Below are 20,477 nucleotides of genomic sequence, written 5' to 3'. Positions count from 1 at the left end.
AGGGGGCTTTTTTTAACGCATTAGTGATTAATGAGCTGCTGGCGGCTGATGGTTATCAACGTGCTCTGGTGTCTTTGCAAAACGGCGACGGATCACCACAAAGAATACCGGAACGAAGAAGATAGCCAATGATGTTGCTGCGAACATACCACCCAGTACACCTGTACCGACCGAGTTCTGCGCCGCAGAACCTGCACCATTACTGAATACCAGAGGGATAACGCCCAGCATAAATGCCAGTGATGTCATCAGGATTGGTCTTAGACGCATTTTAACCGCATCTAATGTTGCTTCAATCAATCCTTTACCTTCTTTCTCCATCAAGTCTTTGGCGAATTCAACAATCAAGATTGCGTTCTTCGCCGATAACCCAATGGTGGTTAACAGTCCTACTTTAAAGTAAACGTCGTTATCTAAGCCTCGTACTGAGGTGAAGAGTAACGCACCGATAACCCCAAGTGGAACCACTAACATAACTGAGAACGGTACAGACCAGCTTTCATACAGTGCAGCCAGACACAGGAATACAACAATCAGGGAAATCGCATACAGGGCAGGTGCCTGGTTACCAGACAAACGCTCTTGGTACGACATACCTGTCCACTCATAACCGATACCCGCAGGTAGGTTTTCTGTGGTCAGTTTTTCCATCATCAGCATTGCAGCACCGGTACTTTGACCTTCTGTTGCTTGACCTTGAATGTTCATTGCTGGAACACCGTTATAACGTTCTAAACGTGGTGAACCATATTTCCAAGGATCTTGAGATGTGTCTAAGAATGCCGAGAATGGCACCATTTTTCCTTGGTTATTACGAACATACAGGTTGCTGATATCTGACGGCAGCATACGGCTTTCCGCGTCACCTTGTACGTAAACTTTCTTCACACGACCGCGGTCGATAAAGTCGTTGACGTAAGTACCACCAAACACGGAGCTGAGAGTTGCGTTGATATCGCTGATAGCAACGCCTTGCGCCTGAGCTTTTTGTTGGTCGATATAAATACGGTATTGCGATGTATCATTCTGACCGTTTGGACGAACACCTTGCAGAATTTCAGGGTGCTGAGCTGCCAGTCCAAGTAACTGATTACGAGCTTCCATCAGTTTTTCATGACCTAAGCCACCCTTATCAACCAGTTCGAAGTCGAAACCATTTGATGTTCCTAATTCGACGATGGCAGGTAAGTTAAAGGCATAAATCATCGCACCTTGTTTTTTAGATAGCGCAGCGTTTGCACGCGCAACAATCGCATCAACATGGTTTTCTTTGCCTTTACGCTCATCCCAGTTTTTCAGAACGACGAACGCCAGACCCATGTTTTGCCCTGCACCTGCAAAGCTAAAGCCACCAACAGTAAATACAGACTCAACGTTTTTACCTTCATCTACTCTGAAGTAATTACTCACTTCATCCAAGATGACTTCGGTTTGCTCTTGAGTTGACCCCGGTGGTAACTGCACCATGGATAAGAACACGCCTTGGTCTTCTGCTGGTAAGAAGGATGATGGCAGACGAACGAACATAAATGCCATACCTACGACCAGTAATACGTAGATCACAAGGTAACGACCTGTACCATTCAACATACGGCTGACGCTGTCTGTGTAATGGTGAGCTTGCTTTTCAAATACGCGGTTAAACCATCCAAAGAACCCTTTTGTGGAACCATGGCTGCCTTTTTCAATTGGCTTCAACATAGTTGCACACAGTGCAGGGGTCAGGATCATCGCAACTAATACCGATAGCAGCATCGATGAAACGATAGTGATAGAGAACTGACGGTAAATTGCCCCTGTAGACCCACCGAAGAAGGCCATTGGGATAAATACCGCAGACAGCACCATTGCAATACCGACCAGAGCACCTTGAATTTGCCCCATGGATTTTTTGGTCGCCTCTTTTGGTGGCAGACCTTCTTCTTGCATAACACGCTCAACGTTTTCAACAACAACGATGGCGTCATCCACGAGAAGACCGATGGCAAGTACCATCGCAAACATGGTTAAGGTGTTTATCGAGTAGCCAAAAGCAGACAAGATAGCAAAGGTACCTAACAGAACCACCGGTACGGCGATAGTTGGGATCAATGTTGCACGGATGTTCTGTAAGAACAGATACATAACCACAACAACCAGCATGATCGCTTCAACTAGCGTTTTAACTACCTCGTTAATCGAAATCTTAACGAATGGCGTTGTATCGTATGGGTAAACAACTTCTAACCCTTCCGGGAAGAACGGTTCCATCTCAGCTAAAGCTGCACGTACGTTATTAGCGGTATCCAGTGCGTTAGCACCCGTTGCTAATTTAATACCAATACCTGCTGCTGGCATACCGTTAAAGCGAGCAACGGTACTGTAGTTCTCCGCACCCAGTTGAACAGTGGCTAAATCTTTTAAACGGACTTGAGAACCATCTTGGTTCACACGCAGTAAGATGTTAGAGAACTCTTCAACGTTACTTAAACGGGTTTGAGCAATAATTGAGACGTTCAAACGCTGACCGCCAACAGGAGGAGTTCCCCCTAACTGACCGGCTGCAACTTGGTTGTTTTGTACACGAATCGCGTTAATGACATCCGAAGTTGTCATATTGTACTTAACAAGTTGCTCTGGTTTTAACCAAATACGCATTGCATATTGGGTACCAAATAGCTGGGTTTCACCAACACCATTTACACGGCTAAGTGGGTCTTTAATATTTGACCCTACGTAGTCGGCAATGTCGTATTGACCCATTGAACCGTCTTTAGAAATAAAGCCTGCAACCATTAAGAATGAGCTGGTTGACTTATCCACACTAATACCTTGTTGCTGTACTTCTTGAGGTAATAGTGGCATCGCCAACTGGAGCTTATTCTGTACCTGTACTTGGGCAATATCGCCATCAGTACCCGCTTCAAAAGTCAGCGTAATACTTGCTGAACCTGATGAATCACTGGTTGATGACATGTACACCAAGTTATCGATACCGTTCATATTCTGTTCGATAACTTGGGTCACCGTATTTTGTACCGTTGACGCATCCGCCCCTGGGTAGTTAGCTGAAATGGAAACAGCCGGCGGTGCAATCGTCGGGTACTGAGCGACAGGTAACTTGATAATTGCCAGCAGACCCGCAAGCATGGTGATAATCGCAATTACCCATGCAAAAATTGGTCTATCTATAAAAAACTTAGGCATTAATCAATAGCTCCCTTATTTAGACGCGGTTTCAGGTTTGGCCTGAGTGTCTACAATGGATTGAGTTTCTAAGTTTGCTTGCTTTGGAACAACCACGTCACCTTTCTTGACTTTTTGTAAGCCAATTACAATGACTTTATCACCACTATTAACACCATCAGTGACTAACCAGTTGTTACCAATTGCTTGTGCGATTTGTACTTTGCGTACTTCAACTTTGTTTTCAGCGCCAACAACCATCACTTGCGCATCACCTTGCGGAGTACGTGCAACACCTTGTTGTGGGACTAAAATCGCGCTTTCTTTCACACCATCTTCTAAAATAGCGCGAACAAACATACCTGGCATCAGCTCTTTGTTCGGGTTAGGGAATACGGCACGCATTGTGATGGAACCTGTGGTTTCATCAACAGTCACGTCAGAAAACTCTAACTGTCCTTTCTGCGCGTATTCTTGTCCACCACTAATGACTAAGCTAACAGGCGCTTTGCCAGGCTCTTTTTGCAGAGCACCATTTTCGATTTCAGCTTTTAAACGTAGGAAATCTTCACTCGATTGAGTGACATCCACATAGATTGGATCTAACTGTTGAACGCGCATCAGTTCAGTTGCTTGACCAGCAGAAACTAAAGCACCTTCAGTCACGTTAGATTTACTCGTACGTCCACTGATAGGGGAAGTGACTTTGGTATAATCCAAGTTAATACGTGCTGTTTCAACTGCCGCTTCAGCGGCTTTTACCGCTGCTAATGATTGTGCATACGTTGAGCTAGCTTGATCGTACTCTTGTTGGCTAATGTAATTCGTACCAAGAAGTGGCTTATAACGTTTAACTGTTAATGCGGCAAGATTTGCATTTGCTTGCGCTTTAGCTAATTCTGCTTTAGCACTATTGTAGGTCGCTTGGAAAGGTGCCGGATCGATTTGATACAACGATACGCCAGCCTCAACATCGCTACCTTCTTTGTAGTTACGTTTTAGGATGATGCCACTTACTTGTGGGCGAACCTCTGCAATACGAAATGCAGATGTACGGCCTGGAAGTTCGGTCTTAATGGTCAGAGGTTCAGCTTTCAGCGTAACAATTCCTACATCAGGCGCCGGGCGTTCACCGCCACCTTTCTGTTCTTCGTTACAACCAGATAACGCTAAGCCGCCTGAAAGGACCAACAGAGCCAGAGGTAACACCCCTCTGTTTTTTCGCATAAGTTAACCTCAATTAATCGATATGAGTTCAAAACAAAATTAAGAAAAAAAGCAAATTATATGATTTATCACTATGCTATAGTACAAACATACACTAATGTATGTAAATCAGCTTTCGATAAAAACGGGCGTCAATGGCACGAAAAACTAAACAACAGGCTGAAGAAACCCGTCAGGAAATATTAGATGCAGCCATCAAAACATTTTCTGAACGAGGAGTGACAGCCACATCATTAGCCGATATAGCTAAAGCTGCGGGTGTTACCCGAGGAGCTATATATTGGCATTTTAAGAATAAGGTGGACCTGTTCCATCAAGCCTGCGAATTTAGCGATAATCAAATTACTCAAGCTGAGGATTATTATCGTTCGAAATATACGAATGATCCACTTTTAATCCTAAGAGAATTGCTAATATATATTCTTACTGATTTTATTAGTACTCCTAAAAACCGCGCATTAATGGAAATCTTTTTCTTAAAATGTGAGTTAGTCGGAGAAATGGCTGCTGTCGTTGATTTTAAACGTGAAAACTATCTGGCAATCGAGCAGCGGATTATTAAAAATTTACGTGATTGTGTGGATGCGGGACAACTTCCTGCCGATTTAGATTTAGCGTGTAGTGCAGTTATGATCCGTGCACTGATGTCAGGCTTACTCGAAAACTGGTTATTACAGCCAGAGAGTTTTATGATAGACGCACATACGACGACGTTAGTCGATACTCTATTAGAAACGCTCAAAAATAGCGTTTCGCTGCGAGTCAAATTGACGCCAAACGAATAATCGGAGAAAACCATGTCATCCATTTTGATCATTGCAAATGGCGCGCCATACGGAAGTGAAATGTTATTTAATTCTCTGCGCTTAGCCATCACACTAAAAGAGCAACACCCACAAACAGACCTGAAAATCTTTTTAATGTCTGACGCAGTTACTGCCGGGATCACAGCGCAAAAACCGAAAGAAGGATATAACCTTCAGCAAATGCTAGAGATTTTAACCGCGCAGAATGTCCCTGTGAAATTATGTAAAACTTGTACTGATGCTCGCGGTATCAGTGAGCTACCATTAATTGATGGCGTCGAAATCGGCACATTGGTTGATTTGGCTGCATGGACATTAGACGCTGAAAAAGTTCTCACTTTTTAATTTTATAGCCATTGATTAAAAAAGCTTTTTAAGATTGGGCTGCGGTTTGTCAAAATTGCAGCTCAAATAGCAAGTTAGAACTAATTAATATTAGAGCTAAACAATTTAATTAAGCGCTAGATAATAGTAGGATCACAACGAGATATCATGGGCTCACTGATGCAATTGCAATATAGAAAAGTGTGGTTATATTCAATCAGAATATTTTTGGTATTTGCCATCACCTTCTTTTCTTTTCAAATCTCCGCAGCAACAATTAATAACCTTCCCAGCAAAAATGAGATAAAAACAGAGCTCAATTCGCTAAATAAAAAAAATAATGCAGGGCAAGAAGATAAACTCGCTATCGCTGATTTGGAAAAGTCATTAAATTATTATGATGAACTGGAAAAACTCGATCAGCGTTCAGACGAACTGCAAAAAAAATTAAGCCACTCCGGTGAGGAATCAAAAAAAGCGGTTCAAGGTTTATTACAAATAAAAAATCAGAATGAAAATCCTGATATTAACTTTCAGCACCAAATTGAAAATAGCAGTCTGCAACAATTAGAGTCCATGTTGGCAACCCATTTGGATTCCCTACAAGCGGAGCAAAATGATCTCGCCACTTACAACAGCCAATTGATCGGCTTGCAAACTCAACCTGAGCGCGCTCAGGCTATCATGTTGGACAATGCCAGAAGACTGCAAGAGATCCGCAACGAGCTTAACAGCACATTGACTGACTCCAGCAAGCTGCGCACCACACAAGTGAATATGCTGCAACTTGAGCAATACCTTCTACAGCAGCAAAATGAATTTCAAAAGCACGTTCTTCAAGCCAATACGCAACTCCAAGATGTTCTTCAAAAACAACGTGATTACACGGCAGCGTATATTGAACAGCTCGATGGTCGTATCCAAGTCATTCAAGAATCGATCAGTAAAGAGCGCCTCAATGACTCTCAATCAACGGTACGTGAAGCTCAAAATACCTCTACCGATGATTCGGTACAGCAAAATCCTATTATCCAAAAAGAGGTGGAGATCAATAACAAGCTGAGCAACCGCTTGATTGAAGTAACCCAAGATGGCAACAAAATGGTTCAAAATGGCATCCGAGTGAAAACTTGGCTAGAACGCGCCACGCAGTCAGAGCGAAACTTAAAAGAGCAAATCAACGTATTACGCGGCAGTTTGCTGTTATCGCGAATCCTCTTTCAGCAACAAGTTGATTTACCCGCTGATATCCTAACCAAAAATTTGCCTGTTACCATCGCTGACCTACGTTTGGAGCAGTTTGATATAAACCAGCAGCGTGATGCGTTATACCAACCTACGGATTACATTAATAATTTGGAGCATGAGCAAGCGGTTAAGGTCGGAGAGCAAGAAAATACCCGTTTGTTTACCCCGGAAGATAAAGCGGCACTGGTAAAAATTCTGGATGTTCGCCGTGAATTATTGGATGAATTGAATTTACAGCTAGGCGGGCAAATCTCCCAAGCCATTAATTTGCAATTGGATCAAAACCAATTATTGAGTGTGGTCAGCTCGCTTGAACATACATTGGCTCAGCAGATTTTCTGGGTAAACAGTAATAAACCGATGGATATTGAGTGGTTAAAAGCGTTCCCAGAAGCGGCCACAAATCAATTAACTCACCTTGATTTTGATTTTTCATTCTCTAGCCTGAAAAAAGGCCTGATGAATTCACTTTGGGTGACGATCCCTTTGTTATTGGCGGCACTGATTTTTGTCTGGTTGAATCGAAAAATCACCCAGCGCCTGCATGATATTGATCAGCGTTTATCCAGCTTGCGTAACGACAGCGTATTGAATACGCCGCTGGCTCTGTTACTCACGTTGCTGCAAACCATTCCAATTTCATTGGTGGTTATCGCCATTGGTTACTGGTTCTTAAAAACCGGTAACCTGCAAGGGGAGTTTATTTGGTCTTATTTCTTGCAACTCGCTATTTTCTGGGCGCTATTTGAATTGACGTTCAGGGTGTTAAAACCTCAAGGTATCGCAGAGAAACACTTTAATATTGAGCATGAAAATGCCCAGCGTATGCGCCGTCGAATGGTGCGTTTATCGGTACCGCTGATCCCGCTTATCTTCTTTTCCACCTATGGAATGATTAACCCTCTGAAGGTGTCTGAGGATGTGATTGGGCAGCTCGTGGTTTCTATTTGTTTATTATTATTGTGTATTTTTACTATTCCGTTCTGTAAACAGGTTTGGAAGGAAACGGGTAGCCACTTAACGCGCTCGATTTTGATCACGTTACTGACATTCTCCCCACTGATTTTAATCGGCTTGATGATTGCGGGTTACTATTACACCACACTCCGTTTAGCCAACCGTTGGTTAGATAGCTTGTACCTGCTGGTGCTTTGGTACATCACGTATAATGTCTGTTTACGCGGACTCAGTTTAGGCGCAAGAAAACTGGCGTATAAACGTGCGCTTGAGCGTCGAGCGCAGTCAAAACAGCAAGAAGAGACGGAAAACGAGCCTATCAAAGAACCGCCAATGACCATTGAGTTAATTAGTCAGCAGTCATTGCGCTTAACGACCATGGTGTTGTTTATTATCTTTGCGTTTGCGTTTTACGCCATTTGGTCTGATTTTATTACGATTTTCTCCTTCCTCGATAGTATCCAATTATGGGGCTATACCGCCACATCTGCGGAAGGGGCAACTATCATGCAGCATGTGACCTTAGCTAACCTGATTTTAGCCGTAGTCATCGTGGTGGTGGCGTGGATCATGACGCGCAACTTACCGGGGTTACTGGAAGTGTTGGTGCTATCGCGGCTCAAACTGCGTCAAGGTTCCACTTATGCTATCACCACCATGTTGACCTATGTGATTGTTAGCATCGGGGCGATCGCATCCCTCGGGATGATTGGGGTCACGTGGAATCAGTTGCAATGGTTAGCTGCTGCCTTAACCGTTGGTCTTGGTTTTGGTTTACAGGAAATTTTTGCGAACTTCGTTTCGGGGATTATTTTACTGTTCGAAAGACCGATTCGTATTGGGGATACCGTCACCATCGGAACTTATTCGGGCACGATCAGTAAGATCCGTATTCGTGCCACCACAATCGTGGATTTCGATCGCAAAGAGGTGATCATCCCGAACAAAGCATTCGTTACTGAGCGCTTAATTAACTGGTCGCTGTCAGACACGGTCACGCGAATTACGGTCTCTATAGGTGTCGCGTATGGATCAGATCTGGAAAAAGTGAAGCGGGTATTACTGCAAGCGGCAACTTCTAACAGTAAAGTGATGACAGATCCTGCGCCTGCGGCATACTTCTTAAGTTTTGGTGCCAGCACATTAGATCACGAATTACGTTTTTATGTGCGTCAAATTGGTGAGCGTACCATCACCAGTGATGAAGTGAACCGTGAAATTGACCGGTTATGCCGTGAAAACGATATCAACATCGCCTTCAATCAATTGGAAGTGCATTTACATAACAATCAGGGTGATGAAGTGCAGGAAGTGACGAAAATTATCAAAGACAAAGATAATGATAAAAATGGCGATGAAAAATAACCCGCGTTAATTACCATTCTGACAGGCTGCTTCGGCGGCCTGTTTCTTGAGGTAATCCTGCTTAACCATCTCTAACGCTTTCAGTACGGTACTGGTATCGACTTCAGCTGATTCTAACAAGTAAATTAAATCCACAGCGAGCTGGATTTCGAGTGGTGCAGTGTCCAGTGTTTCCATTCATGACCCTTTAATCAAAAAATTGGTTTTCTTGGTGCTCAATGGCTTTTTCAATACGCATTAATGCTTGTCTACAACGGTATAAACGACCGGCTAACGCGGCGAGCTCTTTTTGGCACTGGTGCTGTAAATATGCGTCAGTTAAGCCACTTAAATAGAGTTCTTTTTCGCTCACCATCGCCTGTAAACGGCGTTCATAATCTTGATGTTGTGATAAACGTTCATATAAATCAACCTGTTCCTTTTTCGTCCGAAAAGAATCTTCTTTTTCTCGTAGTCCTTGTGTAGACAGTTCACGAGAGATAGCTTGCATTTGATGCACGATTTTTTCAGTTAAAAAGTTTACTTGCTGGGTATGGTTCAGGGCAACGCTATTACACAATTGCTGATACAAGGTATTGAGCTCTTTCTGGCAATCACCCAGCTTGGTGGATTTATGGCTAAATAGCTGCATATCAAATCGGGAGTGTGAAAACTCATGGTCTTTGATGGGAGCGACGCGCGCCGCTAATTCATCAATCTGCTTTTTCAATGCCTCTAACAGAGCCTGTGTTTTCATTTTTTATTCTCAATAAATGTGAAAAGTGGCGGAATATTGATATCCAACAATAAAACTTACAGCAAATAGACGGCTTCTTATTGCATTTTGATGGCAGTTTGCATAGATTCTACCCTTTCGTATTTACTATATTGGTTTTTATTATGACCGCTAAAGAGCAACAACTGCAATTGATTAAAGAAAGTATCGCGACTATCCCTAACTATCCAAAAGAGGGTGTGCTGTTTCGCGATATTACCACACTGTTAAATGACCCGGCGGCTTATCAAGCGACAATCGATATGCTGGTTGAGCATTATCAAAACAAAGGTGTGACCAAAATTGTTGGTACTGAAGCCCGTGGTTTCCTGTTCGGCGCTCCTGTTGCATTACGCTTAGGCGTGGGTTTTGTGCCTGTGCGTAAAAAAGGCAAATTACCGCGTGAAGTTTTAAGTATGACGTATGATCTGGAATACGGCACCGACACACTAGAAATCCATAAAGACAGCATTACCGCACAAGACAACGTGCTAGTAGTGGATGACCTGCTAGCAACCGGCGGCACTGTCGAAGCGACCGTGAAAATGATCAAACAGCTAGGCGCAAAAGTCGTGGATGCTGCTTTCGTTATCGGACTGCCAGATTTAGGCGGTGTTGAGCGTTTAGCAAAAGAAGGCGTTACTTCCTATAGTCTTGTTGAGTTCCCTGGCCACTAATCTGCTCCACACTCTTCTTACTATTTTTACTGCGGTCTCGCCCAATGGGTTGAGGCTGTGGTAGCATGGTACTATTATTATATTTATCAATATCCCATGTTGAATAACAGTGGAATCCATGAGCTATCAGGTACTTGCCCGTAAGTGGCGCCCCCAAAAATTTTCAGACGTTGTTGGTCAGCAGCATGTGTTGACTGCACTTGCTAATGGGCTTGAGCACCAACGGCTTCATCACGCTTATCTTTTCTCGGGTACCCGCGGTGTCGGGAAAACCACGATCGCCCGTTTGTTTGCCAAAGGGTTAAACTGCGAAACGGGGATCACGGCAACACCTTGCGGGAAATGCGCCAACTGTTTGGAAATTGAACAGGGGCGATTTGTTGACCTGATTGAGATTGATGCGGCATCACGCACGAAAGTCGAAGATACGCGAGAATTACTGGATAACGTCCAGTACGCGCCAGCGCGTGGTCGCTTTAAAGTTTACCTCATTGACGAAGTTCACATGTTGTCGCGCCACAGTTTTAATGCGCTGCTTAAAACACTCGAAGAGCCACCGGAACACGTCAAATTTTTACTTGCCACGACGGATCCGCAAAAACTGCCTGTCACAATTTTATCCCGCTGCTTACAGTTCCATCTGAAAGCGTTGGATGTCCCTCAAATCAGCGAACAGCTTGAGTTGATCCTGAACGCGGAAAATATTGAACACGATACTCGCGCTCGTCAGTTGATTGCCCGCGCCGCAGACGGCAGTTTGCGTGATGCGTTGAGCTTGACTGACCAAGCAATTGCCATGGGGCAAGGTAAAGTGACCGCGGATATCGTGAGCCAAATGTTGGGCACGCTTGACGATGAACAGCCGCTTGCCATTATTGAAGCCTTAGTTCGTGCAGATGGTCTTGGTGTGATGGCGCAAGTGGAGCAAGCCGCTGCCCGTGGTGCTGACTGGGAAAATTTACTGGTTGAAATGCTCTCTCAGCTTCATCGCATTGCAATGATCCAGCTACTGCCCGCGGAACAAGAAACGGATCCTTCCTCTACGGAAGGGCGCCTAAGACAAGTGGCTCGATTAATTTCCCCAGCGGATCTTCAACTTTTCTACCAAACCTTGCTGGTGGGGCGCAAAGAACTGACATTCGCGCCAGAAAGACGCATGGGCGTGGAAATGGCGCTATTAAGAGCGTTAGCCTTCCACCCAAAGAGCATTATTGAAGAAGTGGAATTGCCACCGAAATTGGTTTCAAGTGCGCCAGCGCCTGCTTTTCAGCCGGAACCTGCTCCATCAACGGTAAGGCGTCCAGCTCCGCAACCAGCGAGTGCAGATAACTTACCGGAAAATAGCCCAACCTTGCAGCTATTGAAAGCCAGACAGGCACTACAAACGCCACAAAGTGAGGATCCGAGTCCAAAAAAGACTCATCCGGTGACGTCCGAAAGGGCTAAGCCGGCGGTTTCAGCACTTGAACGGCTGGCCGCGGTAACCAGCAAACATCAGCAAAATGTGATGGAGAAAGCGTCACAGAAGACAAAGCCTGCGAAGCCGAAGCCCTATCAGTGGAAGCCTCAAAATGGTGAAGTTCTCGACGCAAAAGAGACTGTGACAACGCCAACTGAGATCAAAGAGGCGTTGGAATATGAAAAAACCCCTGAATTAGCAATAAAAATCACCGAAGAAGGGCGCGAGCGTGATAGTTGGTCGGGGGAAATTGCGCAATTAAATATTCCTAAGCTAGTTGAACAATTGGCTTTGAATTCATATAAAGAAGAATTGAACGAGTCGCAAATTGTATTGCACTTGCGCTCCGCTCAACGCCATCTTGATAAACCTAACGCTCTAAAAGCGTTGCAAGATGCGTTGAGTGAACATTATGGTCGCCCTGTTGAACTGAAAATCGTTCACGATGATAATACGGCGGTGAAAACGCCGCTGGAATGGCGTCAGGCGATTTATGAAGAGAAACTGGCGCAAGCCCGTCAGTCTATTATTGCGGATAAAACAATTCAAAAATTGCGTGCCATGTTTGATGCGCAGTTGGATGAAGAGAGTATTCGCCCCGTTTAACGCTACAGTTGCGAATCTGTAGCCTCAGTTGTGAGAGAAAACTATGTTTGGTAAAGGTGGATTGGGTAACCTGATGAAACAGGCCCAGCAAATGCAAGATAAAATGCAGAAAGTTCAGGAAGAAATCGCTCAACTCGAAGCTACTGGCGAATCTGGTGCTGGCTTAGTCAAAGTGACCATCAACGGTTCACATAACTGCCGCCGTGTTGAAATCGATCCTAGCCTGTTAGAAGATGACAAAGATATGCTGGAAGACTTGATTGCTGCGGCATTCAACGATGCAGCGCGTCGTATCGAAGAAACACAAAAGGAAAAAATGGCTAGCGTATCCAGCGGGATGCAACTGCCACCAGGCTTTAAGATGCCATTCTAATGCAAACGAGTCCGCTTCTTGAATCATTGATGGAAGCGCTGCGCTGTCTCCCTGGAGTGGGACCCAAGTCAGCGCAGCGAATGGCTTTCCAACTTCTGCAACGTGACCGTAGTGGCGGAATGCGTTTGGCTCAGTCGCTGACTCGTGCAATGTCCGAAATCGGGCATTGCCGCGATTGCCGCACATTTACTGAGCAAGACACCTGCAATATCTGCGATAACCCGCGCCGTCAGCAAAATGGCCTGATTTGCGTAGTGGAAAGCCCCGCAGATATCTACGCTATCGAGCAAACCGGACAATTCTCGGGTCGCTATTTCGTACTCATGGGGCATTTGTCGCCATTAGACGGTATCGGACCGATGGATATCGGGCTGGATAGGCTCGAAGAGCGACTGGCATCGGAAAATATCACTGAAGTGATTTTGGCGACCAACCCGACAGTAGAAGGGGAGGCGACGGCGAACTATATTGGCCAGATGTGTGCGCAGTATGGGGTGGCGGCGAGCCGGATTGCGCATGGGGTGCCTGTCGGTGGGGAGTTAGAGATGGTTGATAGTACGACGCTTTCTCATTCGTTGTCAGGCCGCTCGAAGTTGTAATATCCTCGTCATATTTCAAATTGTAGGGGTGTTGGCTGCACAACCTTACCCTAGTCACATACTTCAGTATGCTCCTAGGGATAAGCTTGCTTGCCGCCTACCTACAACTTTGAACTATTTAGAGGATGATGGTGGGGAGTTGTTTTTAAAATTTAAAGGCAAACCCCTCAAAGCAAAAATCTTAAAGCAAAACCTTCGTAGTTTTTGGTCATTTCCTTTCGTTTAGATTAATTTGGCTGCTAATTTGTGGTTAGTGGTTGAATTCTATTTTTTTGTCCCCAAATTAGTTTCCATCGATAAGTCAAAACTAACTATTAGATTGATGATATAGAGGCGATTAATGAGTATGAAAGGACAAGAAACTCGTGGGTTTCAATCAGAAGTCAAACAACTGCTACAGTTGATGATCCACTCTCTTTACTCAAATAAAGAAATTTTTCTGCGTGAGCTCATTTCCAACGCATCCGATGCGGCGGATAAACTGCGTTTTCGTGCATTATCTAAGCCTGAACTGTATGAAAATGACGGTGAACTGCGTGTGCGTATTAGCGCAGACAAAGACAAAGGTACTCTCACTATCAGTGACAACGGTATCGGTATGAGCCGTGAAGAAGTGATTGAAAACTTAGGTACCATCGCTAAATCAGGCACTAAATCATTTTTAGAATCATTAGGCAGTGACCAAGTCAAAGATAGCCAAATGATCGGTCAGTTTGGTGTGGGTTTCTACTCTGCGTTTATTGTCGCGGATAAAGTCACCGTGCGCAGCCGCGCCGCAGGTGCTGATGCGAGCGAAGGGGTATTCTGGGAATCTGCTGGCGAAGGTGAATACACTATTGCAGATATCGAAAAAGCCGATCGCGGAACCGAAATCACCTTACATTTACGTGATGACGAAAAAGAATTTTTAGATAACTGGCGCTTACGTTCTGTTATCAGCAAGTATTCTGACCATATTGCGCTGCCCGTTGAAATCGAAGAGAAAAACGAAGAAGACGGCACAGTTACTTGGGAAAAAATTAACCAAGCGAAAGCACTGTGGACGCGCAGCAAATCTGAAATTTCAGACGAAGAATATGTGGAATTCTACAAGCATATCTCCCACGACTACGCAGACCCACTAACTTGGGCGCATAACCGTGTGGAAGGAAAGCAAGAATATACCAGCCTGCTGTATATTCCATCTCAAGCCCCATTTGATATGTGGAACCGCGACCAGCGCCACGGGTTAAAACTGTATGTTCAACGCGTCTTTATTATGGATGACGCTGAGCAGTTTATGCCTAATTATCTACGCTTCGTTCGTGGGGTGTTGGATTCTAACGATTTACCGTTGAACGTTTCTCGTGAAATTCTGCAAGATAGCGCTCTGACGCGTAACTTGCGCAGTGCACTGACAAAACGTGTTCTGCAAACACTGGAAAAACTGGCGAAAAACGACGCAGAGAAATACCAAACATTCTGGCAGCAATTCGGTCTGGTCATGAAAGAAGGTCCTGCGGAAGATATGGGGAACGGTGAAGCGATTGCAAAACTGCTGCGCTTTGCAAGCACTCATAACGACAGTAGCGTACAAAATGTTTCGCTGGAAGACTACGTAAGCCGCATGGTGGAAGGTCAGGAGAAGATTTACTTTATCACTGCCGATAGCTACGCCGCGGCGAAAAGCAGCCCGCATTTAGAGCTGTTCCGTAAGAAAGGCATTGAGGTTCTGCTGTTATCTGATCGCATTGACGAATGGATGATGAACTATCTCTCTGAGTTTGATGGCAAACAGTTCCAATCTGTGAGCAAAGCCGATGAGTCATTAGACAAATTAGCGGATGAAAACAAAGCAGAGCAAGAAGAAGCCGAGAAGCAGTTAGAGCCATTTGTTGAGCGTGTGAAAACCTTCTTGGGCGATCGTGTAAAAGAGGTGAAACTCACTCATCGTTTAACCGATACGCCAGCTATTGTGACCACTAATGCGGATGAAATGAGCACCCAAATGGCGAAATTATTCGCGGCTGCGGGTCAAGCTGCGCCAGAAGTGAAATATAACTTCGAGCTGAACCCGAGCCATGCATTGGTGAAAAAAGCATCTGAAGTGGAAGATGAAAGCGTGTTTGCAGATTGGGTGGATGTACTACTCGACCAAGCCTTATTGGCAGAGCGTGGCACGCTGGAAGATCCAAACTTATTCATCAAAAAAATCAACGAATTACTTTTAAAGTAGTCCATTAAGGTATTTTCGTTTTCGAGCATAAACCACGTAAAAAAGCGATTTTTTGCGTGGTTTTTTTCTTTTGCGAAAAAAGATAAATGGGAAAACGTTTACGTGTCTTCTTGAGTCAGATGCCATGCTAATGGTATGGTAGAGCGTTTTCTTTTCAAATTATAAAAAACTAAATAGCAAGGGGTTTACGCAATGCGTATCATTCTGCTTGGCGCTCCAGGCGCTGGTAAGGGCACTCAAGCTCAATTTATTATGGAGAAGTTTGGGATCCCTCAGATTTCAACCGGCGACATGTTACGTGCCGCTGTAAAATCAGGGAGCGAATTAGGTTTACAAGCTAAAGAGCTGATGGATAACGGTAAATTAGTGACTGATGAACTGGTTATCGCATTAGTGAAAGAGCGCATCAAACAAGATGACTGTCGCAATGGCTTCTTGTTGGATGGGTTCCCACGTACCATTCCTCAAGCAGATGCAATGAAAGAAGCTGGCATCAACGTTGATTACGTTTTAGAGTTCGACGTTCCAGACGAAATCATTGTTGAGCGTATCATTGGTCGCCGTGTTCACGCACCTTCAGGTCGTGTTTACCACGTCACTTTCAACCCACCTAAAGTTGAAAACAAAGATGACGTGACAGGTGATGAGCTAACTATTCGTAAAGACGACCAAGAAGACACGGTTCGTAAACGTTTAGTTGAATATCATGCACTGACTGCACCATTAATCGCTTACTATCAAAATGAAGCGAAAGCGAGCAGCACTCAGTACTTCAAGTTAGATGGCACTCGCAAAGTGACTGAAGTGAGCGCAGAGTTAGCAAAAATTTTAGGCTAATTTTTCTGAGCTTGATCTAAATAGATTCAAATAAACAAGGCAGCGCAAAAACGCTGCCTTTCTTTTTGTGCCACAAGTTGGCAAAATTAGTTATTAAAATCTGTTATTGTTGGGAATAATTATCAATTAGGAGCTGTTCTAATGTTAGAAAAAAAATATGGAATTCTATTGGTAAATTTGGGAACTCCCGATGCCCCAACAACAGCCGCCGTTAAACGCTATTTAGCAGAATTCTTAACTGACCCCCGTGTTATCGATGTTTCCCCATTGATTTGGAAGCCTATTTTGTATGGCGCTATTTTGCCAATCCGCGCTTCCAAAGTAGCCAAACTTTATGGTTCAATTTGGATGGATGAAGGTTCGCCATTATTCGTTTATTCACTGCGTCAGAAAGAAAAATTATCTGCATTTTTTCCTAATACGCCGATTGAGCTGGGAATGACTTACGGCTCTCCGTCAATAAAGAGTGCTATCGACAACTTAATTGCACAAAATGTCACGGATTTAGTGGTTTTACCGTTGTATCCTCAATATTCATGCACCACCACCGCCGCGGTTTATGAAGCTATCACTCGCGCTTTTAAATCTATGCGGACTATCCCGTCTGTGCAGTTTATCCGTAGTTATGCTACGCACCCGGCGTATATTCAAGCTTTAGCTGAATCTATTGAAGCCAGTTTTGCTGAGCACGGTGAGCCGGATAGGTTGATCCTCTCTTTCCACGGTATCCCGCAGCGTTACTGCGATTCAGGGGATATTTATGATAAAGAGTGTGAGCAAACCACCGAATTATTAAAGCAAGCCCTGAAATTCCCAAGTGACCGAGTGTTAATGACTTACCAATCTCGATTTGGTCGAGAACCGTGGTTAAGTCCATACACTGACCAGACAATGAAAAAGCTACCGTCAGAGGGGGTTAAGTCAGTGCAAGTGGTTTGCCCAGGATTTTCGGTAGACTGTTTAGAAACATTAGAAGAAATTAGCGAGCAAAATAAAGAATTTTTCTTACATAATGGTGGTGAGCAATATCGTTATATTCCTGCACTGAATGACAGCGATATCAGCATTAATATGATTCAGTTAATTCTGAAAAATTACTTAGAAAGGGTGATTTGATAGGTAATTTTATAAAGAAGGTTAATGGTTATATCCAAAACTTAAATTTTGACTATAATTATGACCTCATTATTCAACGGTATAATTTAGAGTGCGTTGTTTGGACTTAACATGACTGAAAAAACCAATTTATCTCCAGAATTAAAAAAACAGCTAGAGCAAGATCCGCAATATAAATTGCAGCACAATGATGAAATCGATCTCATGGCGCTGCTGGCGGTTCTGTTCAAGAATAAATCATTGATTATTATTGCAACAGTCATTGTTACCGCACTGAGTATTGGGGTTGTCAAAATGTTACCTCAGAAGTGGACGAGTGAAGCGGTGATTATCCCGCCAACGTCTGAAGAGGTAAAAGAAGCGAATGAATTTTCAGCGCGCTTAAATGCATTAGGCATGGAAGTTGACTTGGGTTCTCAGCGTATTTACAACGAATTTATCGTTCAATACCGTTCTAAAGTTAACCAAGAAGCTTTCGTTAAAAGCACCGATTATTTTAAAACACTGCTTGATAAACTCGAGAATAAAAATGATCCGCTCGAGGTTCAACGCTTAGTAAATCGTATCATTTCGGATTCGATTAAACTGAAATACAACGGTAAAGAAAAAGACAGTGATGATAGCGACATCGTTCTGTCATTTACTGCGCCAACAGCGGTTGAAGCCCAAGACTTAATGGATGGCTATATTCGTTATACGGCGAGTATTGTTCGTAAAAGAATGAAAACTGAAGTGGATAATGCGATTGCACGCCAACTGATTTATAGCGTTGAAGCATTAAAACAAGATACCAACAAAATCCAAATTTCGTATGATGTTAAAATTGAGCGTTTAAAACGTGCTATTACCATCGCGAAAGCTGCTGGAATTACACGTCCAATCGCAAGAGATTCAGTGGCAATCAATGATGACCCTGATTATCCAATTGCATTAGGTTCAGAAGCGTTAGAAGAAAAACTGGGTATTGAGTTAAAGAACCGTGACTTAGCATTAATCAGTGAAAAACTGCAAAATGCAAAAGTCTACATTGATAACTTAAACTCGCTGACGACCAAAGAATTAGAGTTTGAACCCGTCAGATTTATCCTGACTCCCGATTTACCGATTACTAAAGACTCACCTAAATCGATGCTTATCGTCGCATTAGGCGCTATTCTTGGCTTTATTATGAGCTGTGCGTTTGTACTAGGTCGTGATCTGTACCGTAACTATAATCAGCAAAATACTCGCCGCAAGTAATCACTCTAAAGCGTTATAAATACCTAACCGGCACCTTTTTATCGAAGGGTGTCGGTTTTGTTTTATCGTGTTAGAATACGGTAATGTTCCTTTTTTAATGTTCCCAATATGAAATTCCCCGGTCAACGCAAATCTAAGCATTACTTTCCCGTCTCCCTCAGAGACCCTCTTTTACAACCGATGAAAGAGATGTTATCTGATGATGAAAACTGCAAATCGTATATTGTGGGTATCGATCAAACACTCGTCGATATTGAAGCAAAAATTGATGATGAATTTATTGAACGTTATCAACTAAGTAAAGGTCACTCTTTAGTCATCGAAGATGATGCAGCTGAAGCGCTCTATAAAGAGCTCACCGATAACAAACTGATCACCCATGAATTTGCAGGCGGCACAATAGGGAATACGCTTCACAATTACTCTGTCTTAGCCGATGACCGTTCCGTCTTATTGGGCACGATGTGCAACAATATTCAGATTGGTAGTTATGCTTATCGCTACCTTTGCCACACTTCAAGCCGTATGGATCTAAACTACCTACAAGGGGTAGATGGTCCTATCGGGCGCTGTTTTACGCTCGTCACTGATAATGGTGAACGTACGTTTGCGATTAGCCCTGGGCATATGAACCGCTTACACCCTGATAGCATTCCTGAAGAGATTATTGCAGGCGCATCAGCGCTGGTATTAACGGCTTATTTAGTGCGTTGTAAGCCGGGGGAAACCATGCCGGATGCGACGATGCAAGCTATCCATTATGCGAAAAAACATAATGTTCCTGTGGTACTCACATTGGGAACCAAGTTTGTTATTGCTCAAGATCCGCAATTCTGGCGTGATTTCCTCAAAGATCATGTCTCAGTGGTCGCTATGAATGAAGATGAAGCGATGGAATTAACTGGCTTTAGCGATCCCCTATTGGCATCCAATATGGCGCTGGATTGGGTTGACCTTGTTTTGTGTACTGCAGGGCCTTCAGGGCTGTATATGGCAGGTTTTACGGAAGAAGAATATAAACGTAAAACTCAGCACCCATTATTGCCGGGTGCTATTGCTGAATTTAACCTGTATGAATTTAGCCGCGCGATGCGCATGCAAGATTGCAAACAACCTCGTCGCATCTTCTCCCATATTGAACCTTATATGGGCGGCCCCGAAAAAATCATGAACACCAATGGTGCGGGAGATGGGGCATTATCTGCGTTACTGCATGATATTACGGCGAACTCGTATCACCGTTCAAATGTGCCTAATTCCAGTAAGCACGAACGCCAATATCTCACTTACTCTTCACTGGCGCAGGTTTGTAAGTATGCGAACCGTGTGAGTTATCAAGTGCTTTCTCAGCATTCACCGCGTTTAACCCGCGGGCTACCGGAAAAAGAAGATAGTTTAGAAGAATCCTATTGGGATCGCTAAATTAAAGTAGGTAGTACAAAAATAATAGGTAGTACAAAAATAAATAGTATAGAAATAAAAAAACACCTCGACTGAGGTGTTTTTATTT

16 protein-coding genes are annotated in these 20,477 nt (G+C 43.8%); 12 read left to right on the top strand and 4 right to left on the bottom strand.

Annotation, left to right across the window (positions count from 1 at the left end):
- Positions 1-27: 27 nt before the first annotated feature.
- A complete protein-coding gene (locus LDO51_RS01360) occupies positions 28-3,186 on the bottom strand; it encodes an efflux RND transporter permease subunit (RefSeq protein ID WP_225576086.1) in 3,159 nt (1,052 codons plus the stop codon).
- Between the two features lie 15 nt (positions 3,187-3,201).
- A complete protein-coding gene (locus LDO51_RS01355; protein WP_225576085.1) occupies positions 3,202-4,392 on the bottom strand; it encodes an efflux RND transporter periplasmic adaptor subunit in 1,191 nt (396 codons plus the stop codon).
- Positions 4,393-4,526: 134 nt separating this feature from the next.
- Between LDO51_RS01355 and acrR the strand changes: the two genes are divergently transcribed.
- The 3 genes from acrR to mscK all read left to right on the top strand — a co-directional run bounded on the left by acrR (position 4,527) and on the right by mscK (position 9,092).
- The gene (acrR, locus tag LDO51_RS01350; RefSeq protein WP_225576084.1) at positions 4,527-5,177 is read left to right on the top strand and encodes a multidrug efflux transporter transcriptional repressor AcrR; all 651 of its coding nucleotides are present in this window, start codon (positions 4,527-4,529) and stop codon (positions 5,175-5,177) included.
- Between the two features lie 12 nt (positions 5,178-5,189).
- A complete protein-coding gene (locus LDO51_RS01345; protein ID WP_154602429.1) occupies positions 5,190-5,543 on the top strand; it encodes a DsrE/DsrF/TusD sulfur relay family protein in 354 nt (117 codons plus the stop codon).
- Positions 5,544-5,690: 147 nt separating this feature from the next.
- Complete coding sequence (gene mscK, locus LDO51_RS01340; protein ID WP_225576083.1) at positions 5,691-9,092, top strand: mechanosensitive channel MscK; 3,402 nt, start codon at positions 5,691-5,693, stop codon at positions 9,090-9,092.
- Positions 9,093-9,098: 6 nt separating this feature from the next.
- On the opposite strand, the gene LDO51_RS01335 is transcribed toward mscK, so the two are convergent.
- Positions 9,099-9,269, bottom strand: coding sequence for a DUF2496 domain-containing protein (locus LDO51_RS01335; RefSeq protein WP_225576082.1), 171 nt, complete (start codon positions 9,267-9,269; stop codon positions 9,099-9,101).
- A 10-nt stretch (positions 9,270-9,279) separates the two neighbouring features.
- A complete protein-coding gene (priC, locus tag LDO51_RS01330; protein ID WP_225576081.1) occupies positions 9,280-9,828 on the bottom strand; it encodes a primosomal replication protein PriC in 549 nt (182 codons plus the stop codon).
- A gap of 143 nt (positions 9,829-9,971) precedes the next feature.
- Between priC and apt the strand changes: the two genes are divergently transcribed.
- The 9 genes from apt (at position 9,972) to LDO51_RS01285 (ending at position 20,389) form a co-directional block, all read left to right on the top strand.
- Positions 9,972-10,523: an adenine phosphoribosyltransferase gene (gene apt, locus LDO51_RS01325; protein ID WP_036952557.1), complete on the top strand. Its 552-nt coding sequence runs from the start codon at positions 9,972-9,974 to the stop codon at positions 10,521-10,523.
- 118 nt (positions 10,524-10,641) lie between these two features.
- A complete protein-coding gene (gene dnaX, locus LDO51_RS01320) occupies positions 10,642-12,588 on the top strand; it encodes a DNA polymerase III subunit gamma/tau (RefSeq protein ID WP_225576080.1) in 1,947 nt (648 codons plus the stop codon).
- A 43-nt stretch (positions 12,589-12,631) separates the two neighbouring features.
- A complete protein-coding gene (locus LDO51_RS01315) occupies positions 12,632-12,961 on the top strand; it encodes a YbaB/EbfC family nucleoid-associated protein (protein ID WP_006659291.1) in 330 nt (109 codons plus the stop codon).
- Entirely contained in the window at positions 12,961-13,560 is a 600-nt protein-coding gene (recR, locus tag LDO51_RS01310) for a recombination mediator RecR (RefSeq protein ID WP_036952553.1), read from the top strand. Before LDO51_RS01315 ends, recR begins: the two co-directional genes overlap by 1 nt.
- A 340-nt stretch (positions 13,561-13,900) precedes the next feature.
- On the top strand, positions 13,901-15,775 hold the full coding sequence (htpG, locus tag LDO51_RS01305) for a molecular chaperone HtpG (RefSeq protein ID WP_225576079.1): 1,875 nt from the start codon (positions 13,901-13,903) through the stop codon (positions 15,773-15,775).
- A 192-nt stretch (positions 15,776-15,967) separates the two neighbouring features.
- A complete protein-coding gene (adk, locus tag LDO51_RS01300; RefSeq protein WP_036952549.1) occupies positions 15,968-16,612 on the top strand; it encodes an adenylate kinase in 645 nt (214 codons plus the stop codon).
- Between the two features lie 141 nt (positions 16,613-16,753).
- A complete protein-coding gene (gene hemH / locus LDO51_RS01295; RefSeq protein WP_225576078.1) occupies positions 16,754-17,728 on the top strand; it encodes a ferrochelatase in 975 nt (324 codons plus the stop codon).
- 111 nt (positions 17,729-17,839) lie between these two features.
- Positions 17,840-18,967, top strand: a complete 1,128-nt coding sequence (gene wzz(fepE) / locus LDO51_RS01290) for an LPS O-antigen length regulator Wzz(fepE) (protein ID WP_225576077.1) — start codon at positions 17,840-17,842, stop codon at positions 18,965-18,967.
- A 108-nt stretch (positions 18,968-19,075) separates the two neighbouring features.
- Entirely contained in the window at positions 19,076-20,389 is a 1,314-nt protein-coding gene (locus tag LDO51_RS01285) for an inosine/guanosine kinase (RefSeq protein ID WP_225576076.1), read from the top strand.
- The last annotated feature ends 88 nt before the right edge of the window (positions 20,390-20,477 follow it).

Source organism: Providencia alcalifaciens (assembly GCF_020271745.1).
Taxonomy (GTDB): domain Bacteria; phylum Pseudomonadota; class Gammaproteobacteria; order Enterobacterales; family Enterobacteriaceae; genus Providencia; species Providencia alcalifaciens_B.
This window is presented reverse-complemented; position numbering and strand designations above follow the sequence as displayed.